The sequence below is a fragment of the Sphingomonas quercus genome (genome assembly GCF_018863195.1).
Taxonomy (GTDB): domain Bacteria; phylum Pseudomonadota; class Alphaproteobacteria; order Sphingomonadales; family Sphingomonadaceae; genus Solisphingomonas; species Solisphingomonas quercus.
The window spans coordinates 379754-404425 of sequence record NZ_JAHKRT010000002.1 but is presented as its reverse complement, the minus strand read 5'-3'; the positions used below and the strand labels follow the sequence as shown (position 1 = coordinate 404425).

At 68.4% G+C, this 24672-nt stretch carries 32 protein-coding genes and 1 riboswitch; of the genes, 12 read left to right on the top strand and 20 right to left on the bottom strand.

Going from position 1 to position 24672, the window contains the following annotated elements; genetic code table 11:
- Nucleotides 1–17 precede the first annotated feature (17 nt).
- On the top strand, nucleotides 18–1793 hold the full coding sequence (locus KOF26_RS05090; protein ID WP_216321123.1) for an AcrB/AcrD/AcrF family protein: 1776 nt from the start codon (nucleotides 18–20) through the stop codon (nucleotides 1791–1793).
- Here the strand turns inward: KOF26_RS05090 and KOF26_RS05085 are convergent.
- From KOF26_RS05085 to rpoZ, 8 genes are all read right to left on the bottom strand, one after another.
- Complete coding sequence (locus KOF26_RS05085) at nucleotides 1783–2421, bottom strand: MarC family protein (RefSeq protein ID WP_216321121.1); 639 nt, start codon at nucleotides 2419–2421, stop codon at nucleotides 1783–1785. The genes KOF26_RS05090 and KOF26_RS05085 overlap by 11 nt on opposite strands.
- Nucleotides 2418–3074: a hypothetical protein gene (locus tag KOF26_RS05080; protein ID WP_216321118.1), complete on the bottom strand. Its 657-nt coding sequence runs from the start codon at nucleotides 3072–3074 to the stop codon at nucleotides 2418–2420. The genes KOF26_RS05085 and KOF26_RS05080 overlap by 4 nt, the downstream gene beginning before the upstream one ends.
- Before the next feature lie 41 nt (nucleotides 3075–3115).
- The gene (folD, locus tag KOF26_RS05075) at nucleotides 3116–4006 is read right to left on the bottom strand and encodes a bifunctional methylenetetrahydrofolate dehydrogenase/methenyltetrahydrofolate cyclohydrolase FolD (protein ID WP_216321116.1); all 891 of its coding nucleotides are present in this window, start codon (nucleotides 4004–4006) and stop codon (nucleotides 3116–3118) included.
- A 69-nt stretch (nucleotides 4007–4075) separates the two neighbouring features.
- Nucleotides 4076–4369 (bottom strand): YggT family protein, encoded by a 294-nt coding sequence (locus KOF26_RS05070; protein ID WP_216321113.1) that lies wholly within the window; start codon nucleotides 4367–4369, stop codon nucleotides 4076–4078.
- Between the two features lie 62 nt (nucleotides 4370–4431).
- Complete coding sequence (gene argB / locus KOF26_RS05065) at nucleotides 4432–5343, bottom strand: acetylglutamate kinase (protein ID WP_216321110.1); 912 nt, start codon at nucleotides 5341–5343, stop codon at nucleotides 4432–4434.
- Nucleotides 5344–5516: 173 nt separating this feature from the next.
- A complete protein-coding gene (locus tag KOF26_RS05060; RefSeq protein WP_216321107.1) occupies nucleotides 5517–6161 on the bottom strand; it encodes a queuosine precursor transporter in 645 nt (214 codons plus the stop codon).
- A 42-nt stretch (nucleotides 6162–6203) separates the two neighbouring features.
- Complete coding sequence (locus KOF26_RS05055; RefSeq protein ID WP_216321103.1) at nucleotides 6204–7073, bottom strand: 3-hydroxybutyryl-CoA dehydrogenase; 870 nt, start codon at nucleotides 7071–7073, stop codon at nucleotides 6204–6206.
- 157 nt (nucleotides 7074–7230) lie between these two features.
- Nucleotides 7231–7572: a DNA-directed RNA polymerase subunit omega gene (gene rpoZ, locus KOF26_RS05050; RefSeq protein WP_216321100.1), complete on the bottom strand. Its 342-nt coding sequence runs from the start codon at nucleotides 7570–7572 to the stop codon at nucleotides 7231–7233.
- A gap of 121 nt (nucleotides 7573–7693) precedes the next feature.
- On the opposite strand from rpoZ, the gene KOF26_RS05045 reads away from it, so the two are divergent.
- The gene (locus tag KOF26_RS05045; RefSeq protein ID WP_216321097.1) at nucleotides 7694–8845 is read left to right on the top strand and encodes a phospholipase D-like domain-containing protein; all 1152 of its coding nucleotides are present in this window, start codon (nucleotides 7694–7696) and stop codon (nucleotides 8843–8845) included.
- A 6-nt stretch (nucleotides 8846–8851) separates the two neighbouring features.
- Here KOF26_RS05045 and KOF26_RS05040 read toward each other — a convergent pair whose 3' ends face one another.
- Entirely contained in the window at nucleotides 8852–9460 is a 609-nt protein-coding gene (locus tag KOF26_RS05040) for a class I SAM-dependent methyltransferase (RefSeq protein WP_216321094.1), read from the bottom strand.
- Nucleotides 9461–9623: 163 nt separating this feature from the next.
- On the opposite strand from KOF26_RS05040, the gene KOF26_RS05035 reads away from it, so the two are divergent.
- On the top strand, nucleotides 9624–9947 hold the full coding sequence (locus tag KOF26_RS05035; RefSeq protein ID WP_216321091.1) for an antibiotic biosynthesis monooxygenase family protein: 324 nt from the start codon (nucleotides 9624–9626) through the stop codon (nucleotides 9945–9947).
- Between the two features lie 79 nt (nucleotides 9948–10026).
- On the opposite strand, the gene KOF26_RS05030 is transcribed toward KOF26_RS05035, so the two are convergent.
- Complete coding sequence (locus KOF26_RS05030) at nucleotides 10027–12306, bottom strand: CDC48 family AAA ATPase (protein WP_216321089.1); 2280 nt, start codon at nucleotides 12304–12306, stop codon at nucleotides 10027–10029.
- Nucleotides 12307–12581: 275 nt separating this feature from the next.
- On the opposite strand from KOF26_RS05030, the gene KOF26_RS05025 reads away from it, so the two are divergent.
- On the top strand, nucleotides 12582–13466 hold the full coding sequence (locus tag KOF26_RS05025) for a LysR substrate-binding domain-containing protein (RefSeq protein ID WP_216321086.1): 885 nt from the start codon (nucleotides 12582–12584) through the stop codon (nucleotides 13464–13466).
- A gap of 176 nt (nucleotides 13467–13642) precedes the next feature.
- Here the strand turns inward: KOF26_RS05025 and KOF26_RS05020 are convergent, their stop codons facing one another.
- The 7 genes from KOF26_RS05020 to KOF26_RS04990 all read right to left on the bottom strand — a co-directional run bounded on the left by KOF26_RS05020 (nucleotide 13643) and on the right by KOF26_RS04990 (nucleotide 18121).
- Nucleotides 13643–14101, bottom strand: coding sequence for a peptidylprolyl isomerase (locus tag KOF26_RS05020; protein WP_216321084.1), 459 nt, complete (start codon nucleotides 14099–14101; stop codon nucleotides 13643–13645).
- Nucleotides 14102–14164: 63 nt separating this feature from the next.
- A complete protein-coding gene (gene rpsU, locus KOF26_RS05015; RefSeq protein WP_216321081.1) occupies nucleotides 14165–14371 on the bottom strand; it encodes a 30S ribosomal protein S21 in 207 nt (68 codons plus the stop codon).
- A 124-nt stretch (nucleotides 14372–14495) separates the two neighbouring features.
- The gene (locus KOF26_RS05010) at nucleotides 14496–16109 is read right to left on the bottom strand and encodes a cisplatin damage response ATP-dependent DNA ligase (protein WP_216321078.1); all 1614 of its coding nucleotides are present in this window, start codon (nucleotides 16107–16109) and stop codon (nucleotides 14496–14498) included.
- Nucleotides 16110–16128: 19 nt separating this feature from the next.
- Nucleotides 16129–16305: a DUF1328 family protein gene (locus tag KOF26_RS05005; RefSeq protein ID WP_216321075.1), complete on the bottom strand. Its 177-nt coding sequence runs from the start codon at nucleotides 16303–16305 to the stop codon at nucleotides 16129–16131.
- A gap of 56 nt (nucleotides 16306–16361) precedes the next feature.
- Nucleotides 16362–16928 carry a TMEM165/GDT1 family protein gene (locus KOF26_RS05000; protein ID WP_216321072.1) on the bottom strand — a complete coding sequence of 189 codons (567 nt, stop codon included), beginning with the start codon at nucleotides 16926–16928 and terminating at the stop codon, nucleotides 16362–16364.
- Nucleotides 16929–17016: 88 nt separating this feature from the next.
- Nucleotides 17017–17125, bottom strand: a riboswitch (yybP-ykoY riboswitch).
- Nucleotides 17126–17188: 63 nt separating this feature from the next.
- Nucleotides 17189–17689, bottom strand: coding sequence for a Dps family protein (locus tag KOF26_RS04995; protein ID WP_216321068.1), 501 nt, complete (start codon nucleotides 17687–17689; stop codon nucleotides 17189–17191).
- Nucleotides 17690–17797: 108 nt separating this feature from the next.
- Nucleotides 17798–18121, bottom strand: a complete 324-nt coding sequence (locus KOF26_RS04990; protein ID WP_216321065.1) for a hypothetical protein — start codon at nucleotides 18119–18121, stop codon at nucleotides 17798–17800.
- Between the two features lie 213 nt (nucleotides 18122–18334).
- Here KOF26_RS04990 and rpmG point away from each other — a divergent pair, with 213 nt between their 5' ends.
- Nucleotides 18335–18502, top strand: a complete 168-nt coding sequence (gene rpmG, locus KOF26_RS04985; RefSeq protein WP_010125625.1) for a 50S ribosomal protein L33 — start codon at nucleotides 18335–18337, stop codon at nucleotides 18500–18502.
- Between the two features lie 57 nt (nucleotides 18503–18559).
- On the opposite strand, the gene KOF26_RS04980 is transcribed toward rpmG, so the two are convergent.
- Nucleotides 18560–18922: a response regulator gene (locus KOF26_RS04980; protein ID WP_216321062.1), complete on the bottom strand. Its 363-nt coding sequence runs from the start codon at nucleotides 18920–18922 to the stop codon at nucleotides 18560–18562.
- 69 nt (nucleotides 18923–18991) lie between these two features.
- Between KOF26_RS04980 and KOF26_RS04975 the strand changes: the two genes are divergently transcribed.
- The 5 genes from KOF26_RS04975 (at nucleotide 18992) to KOF26_RS04955 (ending at nucleotide 22260) form a co-directional block, all read left to right on the top strand.
- The gene (locus KOF26_RS04975) at nucleotides 18992–19249 is read left to right on the top strand and encodes a DUF3572 family protein (RefSeq protein ID WP_216321059.1); all 258 of its coding nucleotides are present in this window, start codon (nucleotides 18992–18994) and stop codon (nucleotides 19247–19249) included.
- Between the two features lie 3 nt (nucleotides 19250–19252).
- Nucleotides 19253–19885 (top strand): HAD family hydrolase, encoded by a 633-nt coding sequence (locus tag KOF26_RS04970; RefSeq protein ID WP_216321056.1) that lies wholly within the window; start codon nucleotides 19253–19255, stop codon nucleotides 19883–19885.
- Nucleotides 19886–19962: 77 nt separating this feature from the next.
- Nucleotides 19963–20427: a RidA family protein gene (locus KOF26_RS04965; RefSeq protein ID WP_216321054.1), complete on the top strand. Its 465-nt coding sequence runs from the start codon at nucleotides 19963–19965 to the stop codon at nucleotides 20425–20427.
- Nucleotides 20399–21133 carry a glycerophosphodiester phosphodiesterase family protein gene (locus KOF26_RS04960; protein WP_216321051.1) on the top strand — a complete coding sequence of 245 codons (735 nt, stop codon included), beginning with the start codon at nucleotides 20399–20401 and terminating at the stop codon, nucleotides 21131–21133. The genes KOF26_RS04965 and KOF26_RS04960 overlap by 29 nt, the downstream gene beginning before the upstream one ends.
- Entirely contained in the window at nucleotides 21130–22260 is a 1131-nt protein-coding gene (locus KOF26_RS04955; RefSeq protein WP_216321048.1) for a GNAT family N-acetyltransferase, read from the top strand. The genes KOF26_RS04960 and KOF26_RS04955 overlap by 4 nt, the downstream gene beginning before the upstream one ends.
- Here the strand turns inward: KOF26_RS04955 and KOF26_RS04950 are convergent.
- Nucleotides 22257–22547, bottom strand: coding sequence for an SEL1-like repeat protein (locus tag KOF26_RS04950; RefSeq protein WP_216321045.1), 291 nt, complete (start codon nucleotides 22545–22547; stop codon nucleotides 22257–22259). The two genes, KOF26_RS04955 and KOF26_RS04950, sit on opposite strands and share 4 nt — an antisense overlap.
- Nucleotides 22548–22632: 85 nt before the next feature.
- Nucleotides 22633–23475: a pantoate--beta-alanine ligase gene (gene panC / locus KOF26_RS04945; protein ID WP_216321042.1), complete on the bottom strand. Its 843-nt coding sequence runs from the start codon at nucleotides 23473–23475 to the stop codon at nucleotides 22633–22635.
- A gap of 84 nt (nucleotides 23476–23559) precedes the next feature.
- Here panC and KOF26_RS04940 point away from each other — a divergent pair, with 84 nt between their 5' ends.
- Both KOF26_RS04940 and KOF26_RS04935 read left to right on the top strand, forming a co-directional pair.
- Nucleotides 23560–24348, top strand: a complete 789-nt coding sequence (locus KOF26_RS04940; protein WP_216321039.1) for a division plane positioning ATPase MipZ — start codon at nucleotides 23560–23562, stop codon at nucleotides 24346–24348.
- Between the two features lie 18 nt (nucleotides 24349–24366).
- The gene (locus KOF26_RS04935; protein ID WP_216321037.1) at nucleotides 24367–24627 is read left to right on the top strand and encodes a J domain-containing protein; all 261 of its coding nucleotides are present in this window, start codon (nucleotides 24367–24369) and stop codon (nucleotides 24625–24627) included.
- The last annotated feature ends 45 nt before the right edge of the window (nucleotides 24628–24672 follow it).

The following is a 24672-nucleotide window of genomic DNA, read 5'->3' as shown; positions in this document are numbered from 1 at the left end:
GGCCAAGGAAAGGGTGTATGGACCAGGTTTTCGGCGGAAAAGGCTGGCTGAAATGGCTGTTCGCCGCCTGGGTGCTGGCCGCCGCCTGGATGCTCTGGTCAAAATGGGGGGCGATCGGCTGGTTCGCGCTCGGCGACACCGACGACAATCTGCGCTTCGCCGAGGTGCGTGACTGGCTGCGCGGCCAGGGCTGGTATGATCTGCGCCAATATCATCTCGATCCGCCGGGCGGCGCCAGCATCCACTGGTCGCGGCTGGTCGACCTGCCGATCGCCGGCATCATCCTCATCGTCCGTCCCTTCTGGGGGACGATCATCGCCGATAAGGCTGCGGTGGCGGTCGCGCCGCTGCTCCCGCTCGCGCTGGCGATGCTCGGCATGGCGCTGACCGCGCGGCGGCTGGTATCGCCGGGCGCATGGGTGGCGGCCGTGGCGATGATGCTGTGCGGCGAATCGGCCCTGCTGATGTGGATGCCGCTGCGCATCGACCATCATGGCTGGCAGCTCGCCTTCCTCGCGCTGACCCTGGCCGGCGTCGCCGATCCCCGCCGGCTGCGCGGCGGCGTGACGACGGGCCTCGCCACCGCCGCCTCGTTGACCATCGGGCTCGAGATGCTGCCCTATTTCGGCATCGCCGCCGCCGCCCTGGTGCTGCGCTGGGTGGCCGATCCCGGCGATGCGCGGCGGCTGGCCGGCTACGGCATCAGCCTTGCCGCCGGCGCGGGGCTCGGCTTTGCCGGCTTCGCCTCGTGGGACAATGCGGCGGCCGTGTGCGACGCGCTGTCGCCGGTATGGCTGTCCGATGCGCTGGTCGGCGGCGCGCTGGTCGTCGGGCTGGCGCTGGCGCGGGTCGGCGACTGGCGGGCGCGGCTGGCGCTGGCGCTGGCGGCGGGCGCGGTGCTCGCCGGCTTCCATGCGACGCAGTGGCCGCAATGCCTCGGCCGGCCGGAAAATGTCTCGCCCGAACTCAACCGCATCTGGCTGAGCCATGTCCGCGAGGCCCGGCCCATCTATCTCCATCCCTGGCGCACCGGCGTGCAGATCGCGGCGCTGCCGCTGGTCGGTCTGATCGGCGCGCTCTGGGCGACCTGGCGGTCCCGCGGCACCGCCCGATTCCCCGCCTGGGCCTGCGCCCTGTTCTTTGCCGCGGCGTCGAGCGCGCTCCTGCTGTGGCAGATGCGCGCGGCGCCGGCTGCCCAGTTGCTCGCCGCGCCCGGCGCGATGGCGATCACCTGGTATTCGCTGATATATTTCCGGTCACGCGAGGGGCGGCGGCTGTCGGCTGTGCTGCTGGTGCCGGCGGTGTTCCTGCTTGCTTCGGGAGTGGCGGCGCGGCTGCTGGTCCAGTCGCTGCCGCCGGCGGCGCCGACCCGCAAGGCGGACCTCAGGCCCGGCGTGCCCGATCGCAGCCGCTTCTGCTCGACATTGCCCTCCCTGCGGCCGATCGCCCGGCTGCCGGCGGCGACCTTCCTCACGCTGGTCGATTTCGGCCCGCGGCTGGTGGCGACGACGCATCACAGCGCCATCGCCGGCCCCTATCACCGCAACGGCGCGGCGATCCTCGACGTGCAGCACGCCTTCCGCGGCAGCGAGGCGGTGGCCCACGACGTCGTTCGCCGGCATGGCGTGCAATGGGTGCTGATCTGCCCCGGCATGGGCGAGTCGACGATCTACGCCACCGAGGCGAAGCAGGGCTTCTACATGATGCTCGCCAATGGCCGCGCGCCCGGCTGGCTGAGCCCGGTGGCCTTGCCGACGCGCAATCCGCTTCGTCTGTGGAAGGTTATCGGCTGATAAAGCTCTCGGTGATGCCGGTGATGACGAACTGCGCGGCGAGAGCCGCCAGCAGCACGCCGAGGATGCGGGTGATCATCGCTTCCATCTTCACGCCGATGGCGCGCATCAGCGGGCCGGCGGCGAGCAGCGACACCATCGTCACCAGCAGCACCAGTGCCAGCGCCCCCAGCACCAGCGCGCTTTCGGTGGGCCCGTGGCTGCGTGCCATCAGCAGCATCGAGGACGCGATCGAGCCCGGCCCGGCGATCATCGGGATCGCCATCGGGAAGACCGAGATGTCGTCATGCTCCGGATCGTATCCGGGCTCCTCATTGACCTCGCGCACCCGCTCCTCGCGACGCTGGGTGCGCTTCTCGAACACCATTTCGAGCGCGATCAGGAACAGCATGATGCCGCCGGCGATGCGGAACGCCGGCAGGCCGATGCCGAGCATGTGGAGCAACCGCTCACCGACCACTGCGAATACGAACAGGATGCCGGCCGCGACCAGGGTCGAGCGGATCGCCATGGCCGTGCGGTGCGCGGCCGGGGCGCCCCGCGTCAGCCCCGCGAAGATCGGCGCGCAGCCCGGCGGATCGATCACCACGAAGAAGGTGACCAGGGCCGAGAGGAAAAGTTCGCTCATCCGCCTGCGATAACCTCGATGACGGCGAGGCGATAGGCCGCCCCGTTCCAGGTCCACAGCCGGAAGAGGTGTGCGCCCTCGCCGGCCCCGGCCAGATCATTGACCGTCCAGCGCAGGCTGCGGTCGTCGGACACCCCCCCGGCGATGGCATCGCGGACGTCCAGCGCGCCGCCGCCGCCACCGCGCACGAGCAGCCCCGGCGCCGCGTTGCGGGTCAGCGCGGCAAGGTCCGTGCGGCCCTCCGGCGCCGCCGCGCGCGTCGCCGGCGGCAGGTTGCGGCAGGCCGGCCGGGTGGCCCGGACGCGGTCTCCGGCGGCAGCCGGCACGGCCACGTCGCCACCGGAATCATAGAGCCATTTCCAGCCGCCATCAGGCTGGCGCCGCCATATCGTCGAGAAGCTGCCCTGTCCCCGCCCCGGCCGCAGCCATGGGCCGGTCGAGAAAGCGAGGCTGGCATCGCAGGCGGTGACGGCGCGCGCCGGCCACCACATCAGGCTGCCGCGCGGCGGATCCTTGCGATCGGCCAGCAGATCATGGACGCGGACCCTGGTCGGCGCGAACATCATCGCGTCGGGCGCGGCGGTGGCGCGGAATGCGGTCCACTGGCCATCGCGCTGGGCGAGGGCGGCGAAGGCGCGCTCCGCCTCCCACACCGGCCCCGTGGTCGAGGCGAGGAGCAGGAGGGCGGCGTGGATCAGAAACCCTCTGGAGGCGCCAGTCCGGCGCGCGCATGGGCCGCGACCAGCGTGTTGCGCAGGAGCACGGCGATGGTCATCGGCCCGACGCCGCCGGGCACCGGCGTGATCGCGCCGGCCACCGCCGCGGCCGAGGCGAAATCGACATCGCCGACCAGCCGCGTCTTGCCCTCTTCCTCGCCGGGCACGCGATTGATGCCGACATCGATGACGGTGGCGCCGTGCTTCAGCCATTCGCCCTTGATCATTTCCGGGCGGCCGACGGCGGCGACGACGATGTCGGCGCGGGCGACCAGATCGGGCAGGTTGCGGGTACGGCTATGCGCGACGGTGACGGTGCAGCTTTCGGCGATGAGCAATTGCGCCATCGGCTTGCCGACGATGTTGGACCGCCCGATCACCACGGCATCGAGGCCGGTGAGATCGCCCAGCCGATCCTTGAGCAGCATCAGGCAGCCGAGCGGGGTGCATGGCACCATGCCCGGCGCGCCCACCGCCAGCCGGCCGGCGTTGACGACGTGGAAGCCGTCGACATCCTTGTCGGGATCGATCGCCGCGATCACCGCGGCCTCGTCCATGTGGCGGGGCAGCGGCAGCTGGACGAGGATGCCGTCCACCGCCGGATCGGCGTTGAGCGCCTCGACGAGATTGAGCAGGTCGGCCTGGGGGGCGTGGGCGGGCAGGCGATGCTCGAAGCTCTCCATCCCCGCCTCGCGCGTGGCGCGGCCCTTGGCGCGGACATAGACGTGGCTCGCCGGATCGTCGCCGACGATGACGACTGCCAGCCCCGGGGCGCGTCCGGCCGCTGCGACGAAAGCCGGCACGGCCTCCGCGATGCGGGCGCGCAGGCCCGAGGCAAAAGCCTTTCCGTCGACGAGGGCGGCGGTCATCTCACGATCTCCTGATCAAGTGCAGGGCGCCTTGCACCCCGCGCTCGACCAACACCCTAATCGCTTCGATCAGTAGAGGGAACCGAGGAAGATCTTGGGGAGCAGCACATTCTGCAGGATGTAGAGCAGGATCAGCACCACGATCGGCGAGAAATCGAGCCCGCCGAAATCCGGCAGGATACGGCGGATCGGCCGGTACAGCGGCTCCGTCACCCGATCGAGCGCGTAGAGCAGCTGACGGATGAAATCATTGTGGGTGTTGATGACGTTGAACGCCACCAGCCAGGAGAGGATCGCCTGGATGATGATGATCCACCAGACGACGTTCAGCAGAATCTGGAGGATAGCGTAAATGGCGTCCATGCTTGCTCCAAGGTGGTGGCCGGCGCGTCCTATCTAGGCGCGCGGGCGCGACACCACAACAATCAGCCCTTGCGGATCAGCGTGCCGGCCCCGCGGCGAGTGAAGATTTCCAGCAGCATGCCGTGCGGCACCCGCCCGTCGAGCACCACCGCGGCGTCGACCCCCGCCTCGACCGCGGCGACGCAGGTCTCGAGCTTCGGGATCATGCCGCCGGAGATGGTCCCGTCCGCGCGCAGCGTCGCGACGTCGGCCGGCGTCAGATCGGTGACGAGGTTCTTCTCCTTGTCGAGCACGCCGGGCACGTCGGTCAGCAGGAAGAAGCGCGACGCGCCGACCGCGCCCGCGATCGCGCCGGCCATGGTATCGGCGTTGATATTATAGGTGTGCCCGTCGGCGCCGATGCCGACCGGCGCGATCACCGGGATGACGCCGGCGCCGGCCAGCGTGTCGAGGATCGTGCGATCCACCGACACCGGCTCGCCGACGAAGCCGAGATCGACGTGGCGCTCGATGCCCTGCAACCGGTCCGGCTCGGTGCGATGCACCTTCTCGGCCAGCACCAGTCCCGCATCCTTGCCGGAGATGCCGATCGCCTTGCCGCCGGCCGCTGCGATCCAGCCGACGATCTCCTTGTTGATCGAGCCGGCCAGCACCATTTCGGCGATCTCGGCGGTCTCCTTGTCGGTGACCCGCAACCCGTCGACGAAGCGCGATTCGACGCCGAGCCGCTTCAGCATCGCGCCGATCTGCGGGCCGCCGCCATGCACCACCACCGGATTGATGCCGCACGCCTTGAGCAGGACGACGTCCTCGGCGAAGTCGCGCTGCAATTCCGGATCGCCCATGGCGTGGCCGCCATATTTCACGACGAAGGTCTTGCCGGCGTAGCGCTGCAGATAGGGCAGCGCCTCGGTGAGGGTCTCCGCCTTGGCGAGCAGCGCGGGATCGGGACCGTGGACGGGATTCGTGTTCATGCAAGCGCCCTTAGCGTCATCGTTGTTACCCTTCTACCGTGCGCGGCCCCTTCATCCGATTTCGTCAGGCTGAACCTGGGTCCCGCATACACTCACCCGGAACGCCCGGGATGCGGAGGGGTGGCCTTGCACCAGGTTCAGGGTGAGGAAGCGGGCGGGATTGGCGCCGCGCCCTATCCCCGCGCGTCCAGCCGGCGGCCGATGGCGACGAACAGGTAAATGAGCGGCGGCACCACCAGCGCCGACAGCACCACCTTGGCGATCGCCTGCCCGACGAGGATCGGGCCGATCGGGAACACGCCCCAGAAGGCGATGGTGATGAACAGGCCGGTATCGACGAGCTGCGAGCAGATCGAGGAGACGCCGGCGCGCAGCCACAGCAGCCGGCCGCCCTCGCGCCCCTTCATCGCCGTGAAGATCGTCACGTTGAGAATCTGCGAGGTGCCATAGGCGATGAGGCCGGCCAGCATCAGCCGCGCGCTCTGGCCGAGAATCGCCTCGAACGCAGCCAGCCGGTCGGCCGGCATCTCCGGCGAGGCGGGCAGCACCAGCACCAGCTGGATCAGCAGCATCGACAGGATCATCGGCAGGAAGCCGGTGATCACGGTGCGGTTGGCCGTCGCCCGGCCGTAAAGCTCGGCGATGGCGCTAGAGGTGACGACGAGCAGCAGGAAGGCGAAAATGCCCGCCTCCACCGCCAGCGGGCCGAGCGCGATCAGCTTGTTGCCGAGCACGCCCGCCATGCAGACGAGGCCGCCATAGACGAGGCTGAAGGTGAAAAGCCCACGCGGATAGGCGGGCGGAACGCTATCGGTCATGCGCCGCGACGATAGGGAGGCGCGCGGCGTCCGTCACCTCCCTCAGCGTGTCGGCACCGGCTCGGGCCCCGAATAATCGTAGAAGCCCTTGCCGGTCTTGCGGCCGAGCCAGCCGGCCTCGACATATTTGACGAGCAGCGGCGCCGGCCTGAACTTGGGATCGCCGGTACCTTCCAGCATCACGCGCGCGATGTTGAGGCAGGTGTCGAGGCCGATGAAATCGGCCAGCGTCAGCGGCCCCATCGGGTGATTGAGGCCGAGCGACACCGCCGCGTCGATGTCGCGCACATTGGCGACGCCCTCGCCCAGCGCGAAGCAGGCCTCATTGAGGAACGGGATCAGCACGCGGTTGACGATGAAGCCGGGCGCGTCATTGGCGTGGACCACCGTCTTGCCGAGCCGCTGCGCGAACGCCTCGACCGCGTTCACCGTCGCCTCCGAGGTGGCAAGGCCGCGGATCAGCTCGATCGGGCGCATCACCGGCACCGGATTGAAGAAATGCACGCCCATGAATCGCGCCGGATCGGGCGAGGCCTGGGCGAGCCGGGTGATCGGGATGGACGAGGTGTTGCTGGCGAGGATGGCGTCCGACCCGAGCACCTTGCCGACGCCCTCGAAGATCTTGCGCTTGATATCCTCGCGCTCGGTCGCCGCCTCGATGACGAGGGCGGCGGGCGCCATCGCGTCGGTGCTGGCGACCGGCTCGATCAGGGCGAGCGCGGCCTCGGCATCGGCTGCGGCGATCTTCTCCTTCTCGACCAGCCGGGACAGCTGCCTGGCGATGCCCGCCTTGCCCTTCGCCGCCACGTCCTGCGAGACATCGGACAACAGCACGCGGTAGCCGGCCTGTGCGGAGACCTGCGCGATGCCAGCGCCCATCTGCCCTGCACCGATCACGCCAACGACTTCCATGCCACGCCTCCGCCTTCAGGAAGATCGGCCTCTAGGAGCTGGCGTGGCGCGGAGCAACCGTACGGGCGGACCGTGAAACCCGTTCAAGGTGACGCGTACGGTGGGGGCGGCGGGGTGCCGGTCCGCCCGTCATGGGAGGCGGCGACATCCCCTTCGCTTACTCGTAGTCGCCGCCGGCGTTCTGGTTGCGCGGCGGGGCGGCGGCGGTGAGGCGGAGCGCCTCGGCCGACTGGGCGAGGTTGCCGATCGCGTCGGGCGCGTCATCCTCGTCGAGCTGGACGCGCTGGAGCGAGTTGACCACCGCTTCGCGCAGCTCGACCGGCACCACCATCTCCTCGGCGATCTCGCGCAGCGCGACCACCGGGTTCTTGTCGCGGTCGCGGTCGATCGTCAGCTCCGCACCCCCGGAGATCTGGCGGGCGCGATGCGCGGCCAGCAGCACGAGATCGAAGCGGTTCGGAACCTTGTCGACACAATCCTCGACGGTGACGCGCGCCATGGGCAGCTGCTCCCGGTAAAGCCTTGGGGAAGGGAAAGGCGCCGCAGGTAGCGATGCCGGGCGCGGAAGTCAATGAAACCGAGGCTTGCCAGCTTCGCGCCACGCCCGCAAGGGAACGCCCATGGAGCGCGCGGACGAGTGGGACAGGCCGTTTGCGATCGGCGCGGACCGGCTGACGCCGCTCACCGCCGGTCCCGCGCGCCTCGCGACGCTGATCGCGCTGATCGAGGGGGCGGAACGCTCGCTCAGGCTGCTCTACTATATCTTCGCCGACGACGAGTCCGGCCGGCGGGTGCGTGACGCGCTGGTCGCCGCCGCGCGCCGGGGGGTGAGCGTGTCGCTGATCATCGACGGCTTCGGCAGCCCGCTCAGCGACGCCTTCCTCCAGCCGCTCACCGATTCGGGGGTGGATCTGTGCCGGTTCATCCCGCGCTTCGGTCGCCGATACCTGTTGCGCAATCACCAGAAGATGACGCTGGCCGACGAGGCGCGCGCGCTGATCGGCGGCTTCAACGTCGAGGACGGCTATTTCAACGGCCAGTGGCGCGATCTCGGCCTGCTTGTCGAAGGCCCGGCGGCGGGGCGGCTGGCGCCCTGGTTCGACACGCTCGTCGCCTGGACGCACGACCCCAAGGCCAAGGTGCGCACGCTCCGCCGCGCGCTCGTCCGCCATAGTGAGTGGCACCGGGGCGCGCCGCTGCGGTGGCTGTTCGGGGGGCCGACGCGCGGCCCCTCCCCCTGGGCGCAGGTGATGCGGGTGGATATCGCCAACGCCCGGCGGCTGGACGTGATCGCGGCCTATTTCGCGCCCAATCCGGGCAACCTGCGGCGCATCGAGCGGGTCGTGCGCCGCAACCGCGGCGAGGCGCGAATCATCACCGCCGCACTTTCCGACAACAATGCCACGATCGGCGCGGCGCGGCATACCTACAGGCGGCTGCTGCGACGGGGGGTGCGCGTGGCGGAGTATCAGCCGGCGCGGCTGCACACCAAGCTCTACGTCGTCGACGACCGCGTCCATATCGGTTCGGCCAATTTCGACATGCGCAGCCTTTACCTCAATCTCGAGCTGATGCTGCGCGTCGAGGACGCCGCCTTCGCCGCGCATCTGCGCCGGTGGGCCGAAGCGGAATGGGCGGAGTCGCGCGAAGTCACCAACGCCGATCACGACAAGGTCGGGCCGCTGCTGCGGCTGCGCTGGTCGCTGGCCTATTTCGTGGTCGCGATCCTCGACTATCGCCTGACGCGGCGGCTGAACTTCGGGTTCGAGTGAGCCCGGTCAGTCCTTCCAGGCGGTCCAGATCTTGCACGGAGGCACGTTCATCCATTCCATATCGTCGTCGATGCGGAGGAAATGGGGGACGAGGAAGTTCCGGACGCGCGGATTGAACTGATAGACGAGGAAGGCGCCGCCCGGGCGCAGCGCGGCATGGGTCTCGCGGGCGATGGCGTCGCCGACGCCCAGCGGCAGCGTCGAGAAGGGCAGGCCCGACAGAATATAATCGGCATGATCGAAGCCGAGCCCGGCGAGGATCGAGCCGACCTCCGCGGCCGAGCCATGGCAACGCTGCAACCGGCTGTCGTGGATGGTCTGCCCGAGATAGTCGATGAAGCTCTTGTTGGTGTCGATCACCACCAGCGTCGCGTCCGGCGCCATCCGCTCCAGCACGACGCGAGTGAAGGTGCCGACGCCGGGGCCATATTCGACGAACACCTTGGTCGCCGCCCAGTCGACCGCCTTCAGCGTGCGATCGATGCAGGCGCGCGAGGAGGGAATGATCGAGCCGACCATCACCGGATGTCGCACGAACTCCCGGAAGAAGAGGCCCAGCGGACCAATCGCGGCCGGCCGGCGGCCGACGGCGGTGTCTGCGGAAAATCCCGGCATGTCCACTCCCAACGCATCGCCCTGAGAATCGGGCGGAACTCCAGCCGTTCGCAAAACTGCCACGTAAACGCAAGCGCCCGACGCATGGAGACGGCAGACCGTTCCATTCGCGGCACGATCACGTTATCGCCGTCACGTCGATCCGGGCAAGGAGCGCGATCGGATGACGAATAAATATGTAGCCGGAACGATTGCGGTGATCTTTGCCTCCCGGCGGACGGGCGAGGACGCCACCGGCTATGAAGCCGCCGCCGAGTCCATGGGAGCGCGCGCCGCGGCGATGCCCGGCTATCTCGGCATCCATTCCGCGCGCGGAGCGGACGGCTTTGGCCTCACCGTCAGCTATTGGGCGGACGAGGCGAGCGCGCTCGCCTGGCGCGACGACGCCGAGCACGCCCGCATCCGCGAGCTGGGGCGGATGCGCTGGTATGAAAGCTACGAGCTGATCGTCAGCAGCGTGACGCGGTCCTATGACTGGGAGCGGTGATCGCCGCGACACCGCCGCATCGCGCTGAACCTTCGAGGCGGGGATTGGCGAGGCGGATCGCCCCGCCAATCCCCGGCCTTCACCCGTCGCGCGGCCGCAGCATGCCGGGGCCGACGAAGCCGATCGGCTGCATCGCCGCCGCATCCTGCTTCAGCCGCGAGGCGATCTGCTCGTAATCATGCTCCATCTCGGCAGTGACGCTGGGATTCGATTCCTCCAGCGCCTTCTCGAAATGGCGCATGCGCAGGTCGCTGTCCTCGCGCAGCGCGTGCATGCCCGCACGGCGTACCAGCCCTTCCAGATCGGCGCCGGTATAGCGCTCCGTGCGCGCCGCGACCGAATCGAGGTCGACATCGTCGGTCAGCGGCATCTTGCGCGTGCGGATGCGCAGGATGTGGGCGCGCGCCGGCTCGTCCGGCACCGGCACGTAGATCAGCTCGTCGAAGCGGCCCGGCCGCAGCAGCGCCGGATCGACGAGGTTGGGCCGGTTGGTGGCGCCGATCACCACCACCGACTGCAATTCCTCCAGCCCGTCCATCTCGGCGAGGATGGTGTTGACCACGCGCTCGGTCACCTGCGGCTCGCCGAGGCCGCCGCCGCGCGCGGGCACGAGGCTGTCCAGCTCGTCGAAGAAGATCACCGTCGGCGCTACCTGGCGCGCGCGGGCGAACAGCCGCGCGATCTGCTGCTCGCTCTCGCCATACCATTTGGAGAGCAGGTCCGATGATTTGGTGGCAATGAAATTGGCTTGCGCGCCGCGCGCCACCGCCTTGGCGATCAGCGTCTTGCCGGTGCCGGGCGGGCCATAGAGCAGAAAGCCCTTGGCCGGCCGGATGCCGAGGCGGCGGAAGGCGTCCGGGCGGGTCAGCGGCAGTTCGACCCCCTCGCGCAATTTCTCCACTGTCTCGGAAAGGCCGCCGACATCCTCCCATGACACGTTCGGCGCCTGCACCATCACCTCGCGCATCGCCGACGGCTGCACGCGCTTCAACGCGGAGAGGAAATCCTCCCGCGTCACCGACAGGGCATCGAGCACCTCGGGCGGCACGGTGCGCTCCTCGAGGTTGAGCTGCGGCATGATGCGGCGCACTGCCTCGATCGCGGCCTCGCGGCTCAGCGCCGCGAGGTCGGCACCGACGAAACCATAGGTGGTCCGCGCCAGCTCCTCGAGATCGACCTTGTCGCCGAGCGGCATGCCGCGGGTGTGGATGCCGAGGATCTCGCGGCGGCCGCGCTCGTCGGGCACGCCGACGATGATCTCGCGGTCGAACCGGCCCGGCCGCCGCAGCGCTTCGTCGATCGCCTCGGGCCGGTTGGTGGCGGCGATGACGACGAGGTTGGCGCGCGCCTCCAGCCCGTCCATCAGCGTCAGCAGCTGGGCGACGATGCGCTTCTCCGCCTCGCCCGTCACCTGGCCGCGCTTGGGCGCGATCGAGTCGATCTCGTCGATGAACACGATCGAGGGCGCGTTGCGGGCCGCCTCCTCGAACACCTGACGCAGCCGGCTCTCGCTCTCGCCATAGGCCGAGCCCATGATCTCCGGCCCATTGATCAGGAAGAACTGCGCCTCGCTCTCATTGGCGACGGCGCGCGCGAGGCGGGTCTTGCCGGTGCCGGGCGGCCCGTGCAGCAGCACGCCCTTGGGCGGATCGACGCCGAGGCGCTGGAACAGCTCCGGATAGCGCAACGGCAGCTCGACCATCTCGCGCACCTGATCGATGGTGTCGCCGAGGCCGCCGATATCGTCATAGGTGACGTCGGCGCGGCGCTGATCCTTCGCCTCCTCATATTCGGGGCGCAGCTCGACCTCGGTATTGGCGTCGATGTGGACGAAGCCCTTGGGCGTCGTCGAGACGACGTTGAGACGGATTTCCTGCAACGAATAGGCCGGCCGGTTGAGCATCTGGCGGAGCTGAGGCGGCAGATTGTCGCCGTCGAGCCGCTGCTGCGCGGTGGTCGCGACGATGTCGCCCTGCGCGATCGGCTTCATCTGGAAACTGCGCTTCAACGCCGCGCCCGAACCGGTCAGCCGCAGATTCTGCTGGGCCGGCGCGAACACGACTCGGCTCGCCGGCTGGCTCTGGCCCTTGCGAATCTCGACGAAATCGCCCGAGCCGACGCCGGCATTGGCGCGCTGCAGGCCATCCAGCCGCAATATGTCGAGACCCTCATCCTCAGGATAGGGCAGGAAGGCGCGGGCAGGCGTCGAGCGCTTGCCGACGATCTCCACGACGTCGCCCTCCACCAGCCCGAGCGCCGCCATCGTCGCCTGGGACAGGCGGGCGAGGCCGCGCCCGCTGTCATCCGGCCGGGCATTGGCCACCTGCAACTTGCGGCCCGGTTGTTCGCCATCGGCCATGTGCGCCCTTCCTCCACTCGAAACCTGCCAACTCGGCAGCAGGGATATGGGTTCTGCGCACGAAAAAAAACGGGCCAGCCCGAGGGCTGACCCGAAGTTTTAGGAGAGGATGCCTGAAAGGCCCGTTCCTTGTGCAGCGCAGCGTGCTTTTGTGCAAGTGCGAAATTAGTCGTAAGGATTGCATTTCCTGCAAGGAGGGGTTTCATTTCGCTCATGCGGCAATGCGGCATGTTCCCGCTTGCACCGCACAAAACCATGTCACAGGATAGACATCCGTGAGACGCATGCCCCCCCTTACCGCCATCGAGGCGTTCATCCAGGTCGGCCGGCTCGGCTCGGTCAAGGCCGCGGCCGAGGAACTGGCGCTGTCCTCGCCGGCGCTGAGCCGCAGGCTGCAGGCGATGGAGCGATTCGTCGGGCGATCGCTGTTTGACCGGCGGCATCAGGCGATGGCGCTCAACGCCGAGGGCGAAGCGCTGCTCACCCGCATCGGCCCGGCGCTGGACGCGCTGGCGGTGGCCATCGGCGAAGCGACGGGGGACGCGGAGCATCTTCGCCTGCGCCTCAACGTCCAGCCGCTATGGGCCTCGCAGCAGCTGATGCCGCGCATGGACAGCCTGCGCGAGGCCTATCCCGATTTCCACCTGAACCTCGACACCGCGCCGCACGGCATCGCGCGCCTTGGCGACGGGCTGGACGCGGCGATCGTGCTGGGGCGCGAAGTGGACCCGGCGCTCTACAGCCGCCGGATCAGCCGCCACAAGGTCGTCGCCATCGCCTCGCGGGCAATGGCGGCCGAGATCGCCGGACCGATGGACCTCGCCAGCCGGACGATTCTTGTGCATCGCGACATGGCGGATCTGTTCTTCATCTGGCGGCGGGGCATGGATGCCGAGGCGCTGGAGCCGGCGGTGACGGACCATTTCGATGCCGGCCAGCTGATGCTCGATGCCGCAGCGCAAGGCATCGGCATCGCCTTCATGCTCGACGAGCATCTGGCTCAGGCCCACAATAACCAACTCGTTGCGCTGTTCCCGGAACGGCAGGTGGAAAGCGGCTACAGCTTCTGGTTCGCCTGTCGGCGCTCGGCGATGTCACGCCGTGCGGTGCGCATCTTCCACGACTGGCTGATCAAGGCGATGGCGACGCCGGCGGGATGACGGGTCAATAGAGCGGCGACGCCCGATCTAGCGTCAGGCGTCACCGTTCGACAGGCTCGTGTCAGCATCCACCCGCAAACCGGAAACCCGTGGCACAGTGAACCCGCAAACGGGTTCGGGATGACGGCCACGGGCGCTTAAACGGAGCGCCGGGTCAGCAAACGGAGTGAGGGCGCTCAGCCCTCGGCCCGCACCGTTGCCTTGAGGATCTTGCCCGGCGTGCGCGGCGGCTCGCCCTTGGGCAGCGCGTCGACGAAGTCCATGCCTTCGATCACTTCGCCCCAGACGGTATACTGGCCGTCGAGGAAGGTGGCGTCGTCGAAGCAGATGAAGAACTGGCTGTTGGCCGAGTTCGGGTTCGACGTGCGGGCCATGGAGCAGACGCCGCGGACGTGCGGCTCGCGGCTGAACTCGGCCTTGAGGTTCGGCTTGTCCGAGCCGCCCATGCCGGTGCCGCTGGGGTCGCCGCCCTGGGCCATGAAGCCGGGGATGACGCGGTGGAACACCACGCCATCATAAAAGCCTTCGCGCGCCAGCTCGGTGATGCGCTCGACATGGCCGGGCGCCAGATCGGGGCGCAGGCGAATGACGACGTCGCCGCCGCTGTCCAGCGAAAGGACGAGATTCTCGGCCATGGCCAATCCTTTATGGTTCAGAGCGGCGCATCCGCGAAGCGGATCAAACTCCAGACGGAAACCTTACCGGCTGCCGTCACGCTCCATGCGCTTGCGCTCCAGCTTGCGGGCGCGACGGATGGCAGCGGCACGCTCGCGGGCACGCTTTTCCGACGGCTTCTCATAGTGGCGGCGCAGCTTCATCTCGCGATAGACGCCCTCGCGCTGGAGCTTCTTCTTGAGAGCCCGGAGCGCCTGGTCGACATTGTTGTCGCGAACGATGATCTGCATAAAACCGTCAATCTCCAGTCGCAGCGCATAATCTTTTGCGCACGAAAAAAGGGTTCGTCGCGACATGAGTTCGCGCCGTGAGGGGCGGGCCCTAGCATTTGGAGCGATTCGGGGCAAGCCCGGGTCACGCGATCATCCGCTTCAGCGTGGCGATCAGATCCGCCTCCGCCGCCGGCTTGTCCTGGCGGACGCGGGCGATCCGGGGGAATCGCATCGCCAGACCCGATTTGTGGCGCCGCGAATCGTGGATCGAATCGAACGCGATCTCCAGCACCAGGGTCTTCGCCACCTCCCTCACCGGGCCGAAACGGGCGAGCGTATTGTTGCGCACGAAGCGATCGAGCCAGCGCAGCTCCTCGTCGGTGATGCCGGAATAGGCCTTGCCCACCGGCAGCAGCTCGCCGCCCTCTTCCGGCGGCGCCGTCCAGCAGCCGAAGGTGTAATCCGAATAATAGGAGCTGCGTTTGCCGTGCCCGCGCTGGGCATACATCACCACGCAGTCGGCGGTGAGCGGATCGCGCTTCCATTTGTACCACAGCCCGGCGCGGCGGCCGGCGACATAGGGCGAGGCGCGCTGCTTGAGCATCACGCCCTCGATCGCGGCATCGCGGGCGCCGGCACGAATCTCTTCGAGCGCACCGAAATCGGCGGCCTCGATGACCCGCGACAGGTCGAACCGCTCGGGCTCCAGCGCGCTCGCGAACGCTTCGAGCCGGGCCCGCCGCGCCGTCCACGGTAGCGGGCGAACATCGTCCATGCCGTCGAACAGCAGATCGTAAAGGCGCACGAAGGCCGGGAACTCGGCCCGCATCCGCGCCGACACCGCCTTGCGGCCGAGCCGCTGCTGGAGCGCGTTGAAGCTCGCCGCCGCCCCGCCCTGCTCCTCGCCGCCCTGGGCCTGGCCGCGCACCATCAGCTCGCCATCGACAACGCCATCGCGGTCGAACGCCTCCGCGACATCGGGAAAGCTGCCGGTGATGTCGTCGCCGGCGCGGCTGTAGAGTCTGGCCGGGCCGCCGGCGACGCGGACGATCTGCACGCGGATGCCGTCCCATTTCCATTCGGCGGCATAATCGGCGAGGTCGACGGTGGCGTCTTCCAGGGGGTGGGCGAGCATGAACGGGCGGAACACGGGCGTGTTCGCCGGCACCGGCTGCGGGCCCTGCCCCTCGGCCCAGGCAAACAGCGGCGCATAGGGCGCCGGAATGCCATGCCACACCTCCTCCACCGCATCGACATCGAGCCCGAAGGCCTGGGCGAGCGCGGTCTTGGCGAGGCGGGCGGAGACGCCCACGCGCAGCGCCCCGGTGGCCAGCTTGAGCAGCGCGAAGCGACCGGGCGAATCGAGATGATCGAGCATCTGGCCGAGCACCTGCTGCGCCTCGACCCGGCCCAGCGTCGACAGCCGCTCCACCACCGTCGACAGGCGCAGCGATCCGTCATCAAGCTCGGCGGGCTGGTCGATGCGCTTTGGCCAGATCAGCGCCACCGTCTCGGCGAGATCGCCGACATAGTCGCGGCTCAGCGCGAACAGCACGGGATCGACTCGCTCGGCGACCAGCGCGCCAATCTGGGCGGGCTTCACGGCGCGCAGATCGAGCGCGCCGGTCATCGCGGCCATCGCCCAACCCCGGTCCGGGTCAGGCGTGGCGCGCAGATAATCGGCAATCAGCCGGAGCTTGGTGTTGCGTGAACGGGTGTAGATGAGGGCATCGAGCAGGCGGGAGAAGTCACGCATCGCCGCTCCCGCCGATGCCCTAGTCCATGACCTTCTTGACGCCGATCACGCTGGCGACGAGCAGCACCAGGAACAGCGCAATCGCGACGAAAAACATCAGCTTCGCGGCGCCGACGAACACGCCGCCCAGCCCGCCAAAGCCCAATACGCCCAGCGCCAGGCCGATGACCAGGAAAACGAGTGCCATCTTCAACATTGGCATCCTCCTTTATGTCTGAATTGTAAAATGCATCAAAACCGACATCCGTTCCATCAGCGCAACAGCATGGCGAGCGCGACAGCGCCCAAAACCGCGAAAATCGCCGCCGCCACGATGCGCACCAGCCCCAGCGGCACGATGCGCACCGCTCGCTCGCCGAGCAGCACCGCCGGGACATTGGCGATCATCATGCCGAGCGTGGTGCCGGCCGCGACGGTGAGCACGGCATGATATTGCGCACCGAGCGCCACAGTGGCGACCTGCGTCTTGTCGCCGATCTCGACGATGAAGAATGAGACGAGCGTCGTCAGGAACGGGCCGAAGCGCGAAGGCCTCGCATCACCGTCGTCGTCCAGCCGATCGGGGACAAGTGTCCACAAGGCCATGGCGAGAAAGCCGAGCGCCACCGCCAGGCGGAACCACCAGCCGTCGAGCAAGCCGGCCACCTCGGCGCCGGCAAGGGCCGCCAGCCCGTGATTGGCGAGCGTGGCAAGCAGGATGCCGGCAATGATCGCGCCCGGCGCGCGGAAACGGCACGCGAGCAGCACCGCCAGCAGCATCGTCTTGTCGCCGATCTCGGCGACGGCCACCACCAGAGTGGAGGCGAGAAAAGCTTCCATGAAGGCATTCCGGGGCCGGGCGGTGGACACGACGATGCCGTGCGCGCGCCCGGCCGGCCGCGTGCACGAACATCATCGGTCTTGCCGAAGGGCCTGACAGGCCCCTTCCCGCGCCATGACCTCTCGGCCAAGCATGTTGACGCGGGGGCCCGGAACGCGTTCGTCCGGCCGGCTACTCCCCGAATGATCGGCGCGGGCTAGCCGCGCCGTGGGGTCGGGTCAAGCCGGGCAACCTCCCGGACGATGAGGTCGAGGGCCGATCACGCCTTGCGGCTGGCCTCGAACAGGAACCATGCGCGCTCCTCGGCGAGGTCGGTCCATTCGTCGAGGATGCCGGAGGTGGCGTTGTCCTTGGCCTCGTCGACAATGTCCTTCGCCTCGCGAAGCAGGGCGACGAGCGCGAGATTGTCCTCACGCAGCTCAGCCAGCATGTCCGCGGCGGAGACGAAGTCGGCGTCATTGTCGCGGATCGTCTGGCGGCGGCTGATATCGCCGATCGAGCGCAGCGTGGTGTTGCCCGTCTTGCGGACGCGCTCTGCGATCTGATCGGTCGTGCCGAGAATCTGCGTCGCCTGATCATCCAGCATCAGGTGATAGTCGCGGAAATGCGGACCCGAGACATGCCAGTGGAAATTCTTGGTCTTGAGGTAGAGCGCATAGCTATCGGCGAGAATGCCGTTCAGCGCGTCGGCCACGGACTTGGCTGAATTGTCCTTGATGTCGGTGGGCGTCTTGAGCGCAGGCTTGGGGGTTTCGGCCATGGCGGTCTTCCTTGCATCGTTTCAGGGGTGGAATCGTTCCTGAACGCCGCGAAGGCAATAGGGTTCATCCGCATCGGACCACGGAAGTTTCGATAAGATTGATCGGCTTCAGCCCATCCGCACCATCACCGCCGCGAGGCAGGCGTCGGCGACCATGTCGGCGTCCGTATCCTCGCAGTCGATGGCATCGGCGAGTGCCGCGAACCAATGGGTGAAGCTGTTGCGGCAGCGCGATTCGGAAAGCGCGCCGGTGAAGGCGCGGGCAACGCGGGCCGCCGCGGTCAGCCCTTCGGCGATGGCGATGCGGCGCAATTCCTCGATGCGGCCCGCCAGCACCGGCGGCGGCATCGTCTCGGCGGCGGCCGCCAACAGCGACAGCCGCCCGCAGAGCGTGATCCTTGCGTCCAGCCCCGCCGCGATCTTGTGTTGCATGAACCCTCCCCCACCGTTGCCGCGCCACTCGCGCCTCGGCGAGTGACGATATGCGCCAGCTGGTATTGCCTCGTGGTTAATAGCGTCGCGACTTGACAATTTCGGGACAGGCGTGCATCCGCGACCCCGATTGAGCGGCGGCGACGCCGCTTTATTTTTTCGCGGCCCTGGGACGATGCCCGCCGGTCGCGGCGACCAGCATTTGAGGACGATATGGCCAAGCCGACGACCGTCAAGATCAAGCTCGTGTCCACCGCCGACACCGGCTTCTTCTATGTGACGAAGAAGAATCCGCGCACCCAGACGGAGAAGCTCTCCTTCCGGAAATATGATCCGGTGGTGCGCAAGCATGTCGACTTCAAGGAAGCCAAGATCAAATAACATGGCCGGTGCCCCGGCCCGGCCGGGGAATCGGATGGTGCGACGAGGCGCCGCCGTTCAGGCGAGCGCCTGCACCTGCTGCACGAAGCGCGTCACCGACATCGGCTTCGATACATAGGCTTCCGCGCCGGCCGCGCGGATTCGCTCCTCATCGCCTTTCGCGGCGAAGGCCGTGACCGCCATGATCGGGATGTCGCGCAGCGTCTCATCCTTCTTCAGCGTTTCGATCAGGTCGAGCCCGCTGACGTGCGGCAGCTGGATATCCATGATGACGAGGTCGGGGCAGAAGCTCCGCGCCCGGTCCACCGCTTCGCGCCCGTCCCGTACCGGCTCGGGGAGGTAATCATGTACCCGGAGCAGGTCGCAGAACAGCTTCAGGTTGAGCTCATTATCCTCGACGACAAGTACGCGTTTGGACATGGTGTACACCCCAGTTCCGCCGCCGGCCCGGTCCGACTAGGGCCATGTCGGCCCGCCCGGAGGGATAGAATGCCAGACGGCCAGGAAAGTCACGCTTTATCTGCACTTATATGGATATTGAGTGAAGCCTCGCGCGCCCGGCGGCTGCTCGACCTGACCGGGCTGACGCCTGCGGAACTGCGCGAAGGGGTGGATGATCCGGCCGTGCTCGCCGCCGTCCTTGCCTTCCTCGAAGCCCACGAACCCGATCTGGTCGCATGCGCCGAGGCGCTCGACGTCCGGCCCCAAACGCTCATCGCCGCACGTCGTTCCCTGGAGGACAAATAATTTATGAGCCGCGGCAATCGCCCCCTCCTCGTCACCGATTGCGACGAGGTGCTGCTCCACATGCTCGGCCATTTCGCGGACTGGCTGGACGAGGCCCACGCCATCGACTTCGATCTGGCGAGCGGGCGCTGGCCGGACGCCTTCACCCGCCGCGCCGACGGCTGCAAGCTCGGCGTCGAGGAGGCCTTCCCGCTGCTCGACGGTTTCTTCGCCAGCGAGATGCACCGCCAGACGCCGGTGCCCGGCGCCGTCGAGGCGCTCGGCCGCATCGCCGAGACGGCGGACATCGTGGTACTCACCAATCTCAAGGATCATTGCCACGCCGACCGCGTCGATCAGCTGGCCCGCCACGGCATCGCCCATCGCGTGATCTGCAATCAGGGCGGCAAGGGCCGGCCGCTGGCGGCGCTGGTCGCGGAGATGGCCCCGGGGGCGACGGTGTTCGTCGACGATCTCGCCCATCACCACGAATCCGTGGCGCAGGCGCGGCCGGACGTGTGGCGGCTGCACATGGTCGCCGAGCCGCGGCTCGCCGCCAACCTGCCGCCTGCGCCCCATGCCCATGCGCGGATTGACGACTGGGATGTCGCGGCGGAGTGGATCCTGGAGCGGATGGCGGAAGGCGAAGCGGCTTAGGCCACACCCGTCGTCCCGCCGATCCCTCCGAGCGCCACCCTTGACCGGCGGCCCCGCCTGCTCCACCGCTTCACCCTATGAGCCACGACGCCAGACTCGCCGAACTCGGCCTTTCGCTGCCCGAAGCGGCGGCCCCGGTTGCCGCCTATGTGCCGACGGTCGAGGCGGGCGGGCTGCTCCATGTCTCCGGCCAGCTTCCCTTCCAGGACGGCGAGCTGATGAAGGGCCGGGTCGGCGCGGACCGCGATGCCGATTATGGCCGCGCCGCCGCCGAGCGCTGCGGCATGATGCTGCTCGCCCAGATCGCCAAGGCGCTGGGCGGCTCGCTCGACCGGGTCGAGCGGGTGCTGAAGCTTGGCGTATTCGTCAATTCCGCAGGCGATTTCACCGGCCAGCCGGCGGTCGCCAACGGCGCCTCGGAGCTGATGGTCCGCGTGTTCGGCGAGGCCGGCAAACATGCCCGCAGCGCCGTCGGCGTGCCGGCGCTGCCGCTCGGCGCGGTCGTTGAGGTCGATGCGGTCATCGCCGTCCGTCCCGCCTGAGCGGGCCTTCCTCATCCGCCGCCCCTTCGCCCATCGCGGGCTGCATGCGGGCGACGTGGTGGAGAATAGCCGGGCGGCGTTCGCGGCGGCGATCGCCACCGGCCAGGGCATCGAGTGCGACGTGCAGCTGAGCCGCGACGGTGTGGCCTTCGTGTTCCATGACGACGAGCTCGATCGCCTCACCGGGGAAAGCGGCCCGGTCGGCGCGCGCGACGCCGCCGAGCTGGCCCGCATCAGGCTGGCCGGCACCGACGAGACACTGCCGCCCCTCGCCGAAATCCTGGAGCTGGTCGACGAGCGGGCGCCGATGCTGATCGAGCTCAAGGCCGCCGGACCGCGCACCGGGGAATTGTGCCGGGCGGTCGCCGCCGATCTGATCGGCCACGGGAGCGACAAGGCAGTGATGTCCTTCGATCCGCGCATCGTGCGCTGGTTCCGCCGGCATGAGCCGTGGCGGCCGCGCGGCCTCGTCGTCACCGAGGACGGCCATCGCGGCCTGGGCGGAGCGATCCGCCGGCGATTGTCGCTGGCGGTCGCCGATCCGCATTTCGTCGCCTGCGACATTCGCGACCTGCCATCGGCCTTTTCGGAGCGGGTCCGTCGCTCGGGCCGGCCGCTGCTCACCTGGACGGTGCGCAGCGAGGCGCAGCGCGCCACCGCCGCCGCCCATGCCGATCAGATCATCCACGAGCTGCCCCGGTCATGACCGACATCGCGGTGCGCATCGCCGACGGCATCGGGTCGCTGCCCGCGGCGGAATGGGATGCGTGCGCCGGCGCGGACAATCCGTTCGTCTCGCACGCCTTCCTGTCGATCCTGGAGGAGTCGGGCAGCGTGTCGCCGCGCACCGGCTGGCAGCCGGTGCCGCTGGTCATCGAGGACGCGGACGGGCGCATTGCCGCCGTCGCGCCGGCCTATGCCAAGAGCCACAGCCAGGGCGAATATGTCTTCGACCATGGCTGGGCCAATGCCTGGGAGCAGGCCGGCGGCAGCTATTATCCCAAGCTGCAGATCGCCGTGCCGTTCACGCCGGTGCCCGGGCCCCGGCTGCTGGCGCGCGCGCCCGCGCTGCTGCCGGCGCTGATCGGCGGGGCTGAGGCGCTGGTCCATCAGCATGACCTCTCCTCGGCCCATGCCACTTTCATCGCCCCCGACCAGGTGGCGCTGTTCGAGGCGGCCGGCTGGCTGATCCGATCAGATCGCCAGTTCCACTGGACGAACGAGGGCTATCGCGACTTCGAGGATTTCCTCGGCGCGCTGGCCAGCCGCAAGCGCAAGGCGATTCGCAAGGAACGCGCCGCCGCACTGGACGGGATCGAGGTGCGCCACCTCACCGGGTCGGCGCTGACCGAGGCTGACTGGGATGCCTTCTGGCGCTTCTATCAGGACACCGGCTCGCGCAAATGGGGGCGGCCCTATCTTACCCGCGCCTTCTTCTCGTTGCTGGGCGAGCGCATGGCCGACAAGGTGCTGCTGATGCTCGCCTGCCGCGACGGGCGGCCGATCGCGGGCGCGCTCAACCTGATCGGCGCGAATGCCCTCTACGGCCGCTATTGGGGCGCCGTTGAGGACGTGCCGTTCCTCCATTTCGAGCTTTGCTACTATCAGGCGATCGATGCCGCCATCGCGCGCGGACTAAAGTCGGTCGAGGCCGGCGCGCAGGGCGAGCACAAGCTGGCGCGTGGCTATCGCCCGGTGACGACCTGGTCGGCGCATTTCATCCCCAACCCGTCGTTCCGCCGCGCCGTGGCTGAATTCCTCGCCGCCGAGCGCGCCGCCGTCGCCGAGGACATCGCGGTGCTGGACGAGCTGGGGCCCTATCGGAAGGACTAGGCCCGCCCGGCCGTGGCGAGGAAAGCGCGGGCCGCCTTCTGGGCGGTGGCGATCTCGCGCGGGCTCATCTCGCCGGCAATCTCGGCGCGGGCATATTGCGCTTCCTCGCAGCCGTTGAGGGCGGCGAGATTGAACCATTTATGCGCCTCGATCAGGTCGACGATCGTACCACCGGCGCCGGACGCATAGATACGCCCGAGGTCCAGCTGGGCATCGGCATCGCCGTGCCGGGCGCTGAGAATATGGTCGTCGACCCTGTGTGCCACATAGGCAAATTGGCTTGCCATCACCCATCTCCATCATGCGGGCGCGACCCCCATGGCGCCCGATTCGCTGATGAGAATCAGTCATGAAGGCAGATGGTTAACAAACTCAATCCGATACGGGGACGTTATCAATCAGCCGCGTGCGCCCGAGCCGGGCGGCGGCGAGCAGCCGGTCGCCCGGGGCCCCCTGGTCGAGCGGCGCCAGCGTCACCCCGTCGGTCAGCGTGACATAGTCGACCGGGTCGAAGCCGGCGTCGTGCAGCCGCTTGGTCGCTTGGGCAAGGGCGGCGGCGACGGGCATGCCGCCCTTGATGGCGCTTGCCGCCTCGCCGAGCGCGCGGGGCAGCGCGCGCGCCGCCTGCCGCTCGACATCGTCGAGATAGGCGTTGCGTGAGGACAGGGCGAGGCCGTCATCCTCACGCGCGATCGGCACGCCGACGATCTCGATCCCGAAATCGAGGTCGGCGACCATCCGCGTGACCACGGCGAGCTGCTGCCAGTCCTTCTCGCCGAACAGGGCGATATCGGGGCGGACCTGGTTGAACAGCTTGGCGACGACGGTGGCGACACCATCGAAATGGCCGGGCCTCACCGCCCCTTCCAGTGGCAGGGCCGGGCCCGCGAGCGTGATCGAGGTGGCGAAGCCCTCCGGATACATCTCGTCAACCTCGGGCGCCCAGAGGATCGCGGCGCCACCTTCCTCGAGCAGCCGGGCGTCGGCCGATTCGCGGCGCGGATAGCGGGCCAGATCCTCCTCGGGCGCGAACTGGCGCGGGTTGACGAAGATCGACACCACGACATGCTCGGCGCGGCGGCGGGCCTCGGCGACGAGGTTCATGTGGCCGGCATGCAGCGCCCCCATGGTCGGCACCAGCGCCACCCGGCCGCCGGAGGCGCGCAGCGCTCCTACTGCCTCGCGAAGGGCATCGACACGACGGATCAATTGCACGCTGAGCAACCCTCGGATATGGGCAGGGGCCGGTTCCTTGGGCGTGTAGCCTGCCGGAATCAAGGGGTTCGAACGGGCGAATACATGACTTTAGCGTCGACGCATTTCATCGTGTTCGCCAATGAGAAGGGCGGCACGGGCAAATCCACCACCGCCGTGCACGTCGCGGTCGCCCTCGCCGCCCAGGGCCGGCGCGTCGCCGCGATCGACCTCGATACGCGCCAGAAGACACTGGCCCGCTATCTCGAGAATCGCGCCGCGACGATCAAGCGCACCGGCGCCGCGCTGGCGATGCCGATTTTCGAGGTGTTCGATCCGGCGAAGAGTGCGCCCATCGACGAGCGGCTCGACGCGCTTGCCACGCAGGCCGACATCGTCGTCGTCGACACGCCCGGCCGCGACGATCCGCACGCGCTGCGCGCCGCATCGCGCGCCGACACGCTGGTCACCCCGATCAACGACAGCTTCGTCGATCTCGACCTGATCGGCCAGGTCGATCCGGATACCTTCAAGGTCAAGCGGCCGTCTTTCTATGCCGAGCTGGTGTGGGATGCGCGCAAGGCGCGCGCCAAGGCCGATGGCGGCACGGTCGACTGGGTGGTGCTGCGCAATCGTCTCCAGCATCTCGAGGCGCGCAACATGCGCCGCGTCGGCTCTGCGATCGACGAGCTCGCCAAGCGCGTCGGCTATCGTGTCATCCCCGGCCTCGGCGAGCGCGTCATCTATCGAGAGCTGTTTCCCAAGGGCCTGACCTTGCTCGATCTCGGCCAGATCGCGGAGGCCGGCCTGTCGCATGTCGCGGCGCGGCAGGAATTGCGTGAGATGGTGGCCGCCCTCGGCCTTCCCGACATGCCGCTGGCGATGGCAAGCTGATCCGCGGACGCCGCTCGCATGGCCCAGCTCATCCTTGCCGGCCTGCTCGGCTATATGCTCTGGAAGCTATGGACCGATCGCGAGCGCAACCACATGTCCGCGGCCGATGCGCGGCGGCTGCTCGATCTCTCCGCCAGTGCCGATGCTCGCGCCATCAACGACGCGCATCGTCGGCTGATCGCGCGGGTCCATCCCGATGTCGGCGGGTCCGAGGAACTGGCGCGCCGCGTCAACGTTGCGCGCGATACCCTTCTGGCCGAGCTTTCCCGCCGGTCTTGAACCTGTCACCAGATCCGTGCGCCATGTTGCGACGCAAAAGAGGAG

Bases quoted from the DNA above. Each gene is read 5' to 3' on its own strand.
- KOF26_RS05090 (WP_216321123.1), top strand. From the start codon at position 18: ATGGACCAGGTTTTCGGCGGAAAAGGCTGGCTGAAATGGCTGTTCGCC.
- KOF26_RS05085 (WP_216321121.1), bottom strand. From the start codon at position 2,421: ATGAGCGAACTTTTCCTCTCGGCCCTGGTCACCTTCTTCGTGGTGATC.
- folD (WP_216321116.1), bottom strand. From the start codon at position 4,006: ATGACCGCCGCCCTCGTCGACGGAAAGGCTTTTGCCTCGGGCCTGCGC.
- KOF26_RS05070 (WP_216321113.1), bottom strand. From the start codon at position 4,369: ATGGACGCCATTTACGCTATCCTCCAGATTCTGCTGAACGTCGTCTGG.
- argB (WP_216321110.1), bottom strand. From the start codon at position 5,343: ATGAACACGAATCCCGTCCACGGTCCCGATCCCGCGCTGCTCGCCAAG.
- KOF26_RS05060 (WP_216321107.1), bottom strand. From the start codon at position 6,161: ATGACCGATAGCGTTCCGCCCGCCTATCCGCGTGGGCTTTTCACCTTC.
- KOF26_RS05055 (WP_216321103.1), bottom strand. From the start codon at position 7,073: ATGGAAGTCGTTGGCGTGATCGGTGCAGGGCAGATGGGCGCTGGCATC.
- rpoZ (WP_216321100.1), bottom strand. From the start codon at position 7,572: ATGGCGCGCGTCACCGTCGAGGATTGTGTCGACAAGGTTCCGAACCGC.
- KOF26_RS05045 (WP_216321097.1), top strand. From the start codon at position 7,694: ATGGAGCGCGCGGACGAGTGGGACAGGCCGTTTGCGATCGGCGCGGAC.
- KOF26_RS05040 (WP_216321094.1), bottom strand. From the start codon at position 9,460: ATGCCGGGATTTTCCGCAGACACCGCCGTCGGCCGCCGGCCGGCCGCG.
- KOF26_RS05035 (WP_216321091.1), top strand. From the start codon at position 9,624: ATGACGAATAAATATGTAGCCGGAACGATTGCGGTGATCTTTGCCTCC.
- KOF26_RS05030 (WP_216321089.1), bottom strand. From the start codon at position 12,306: ATGGCCGATGGCGAACAACCGGGCCGCAAGTTGCAGGTGGCCAATGCC.
- KOF26_RS05020 (WP_216321084.1), bottom strand. From the start codon at position 14,101: ATGGCCGAGAATCTCGTCCTTTCGCTGGACAGCGGCGGCGACGTCGTC.
- rpsU (WP_216321081.1), bottom strand. From the start codon at position 14,371: ATGCAGATCATCGTTCGCGACAACAATGTCGACCAGGCGCTCCGGGCT.
- KOF26_RS05010 (WP_216321078.1), bottom strand. From the start codon at position 16,109: ATGCGTGACTTCTCCCGCCTGCTCGATGCCCTCATCTACACCCGTTCA.
- KOF26_RS05005 (WP_216321075.1), bottom strand. From the start codon at position 16,305: ATGTTGAAGATGGCACTCGTTTTCCTGGTCATCGGCCTGGCGCTGGGC.
- KOF26_RS05000 (WP_216321072.1), bottom strand. From the start codon at position 16,928: ATGGAAGCTTTTCTCGCCTCCACTCTGGTGGTGGCCGTCGCCGAGATC.
- KOF26_RS04995 (WP_216321068.1), bottom strand. From the start codon at position 17,689: ATGGCCGAAACCCCCAAGCCTGCGCTCAAGACGCCCACCGACATCAAG.
- KOF26_RS04990 (WP_216321065.1), bottom strand. From the start codon at position 18,121: ATGCAACACAAGATCGCGGCGGGGCTGGACGCAAGGATCACGCTCTGC.
- rpmG (WP_010125625.1), top strand. From the start codon at position 18,335: ATGGCCAAGCCGACGACCGTCAAGATCAAGCTCGTGTCCACCGCCGAC.
- KOF26_RS04980 (WP_216321062.1), bottom strand. From the start codon at position 18,922: ATGTCCAAACGCGTACTTGTCGTCGAGGATAATGAGCTCAACCTGAAG.
- KOF26_RS04975 (WP_216321059.1), top strand. From the start codon at position 18,992: ATGCCAGACGGCCAGGAAAGTCACGCTTTATCTGCACTTATATGGATA.
- KOF26_RS04970 (WP_216321056.1), top strand. From the start codon at position 19,253: ATGAGCCGCGGCAATCGCCCCCTCCTCGTCACCGATTGCGACGAGGTG.
- KOF26_RS04965 (WP_216321054.1), top strand. From the start codon at position 19,963: ATGAGCCACGACGCCAGACTCGCCGAACTCGGCCTTTCGCTGCCCGAA.
- KOF26_RS04960 (WP_216321051.1), top strand. From the start codon at position 20,399: ATGCGGTCATCGCCGTCCGTCCCGCCTGAGCGGGCCTTCCTCATCCGC.
- KOF26_RS04955 (WP_216321048.1), top strand. From the start codon at position 21,130: ATGACCGACATCGCGGTGCGCATCGCCGACGGCATCGGGTCGCTGCCC.
- KOF26_RS04950 (WP_216321045.1), bottom strand. From the start codon at position 22,547: ATGGCAAGCCAATTTGCCTATGTGGCACACAGGGTCGACGACCATATT.
- KOF26_RS04940 (WP_216321039.1), top strand. From the start codon at position 23,560: ATGACTTTAGCGTCGACGCATTTCATCGTGTTCGCCAATGAGAAGGGC.
- KOF26_RS04935 (WP_216321037.1), top strand. From the start codon at position 24,367: ATGGCCCAGCTCATCCTTGCCGGCCTGCTCGGCTATATGCTCTGGAAG.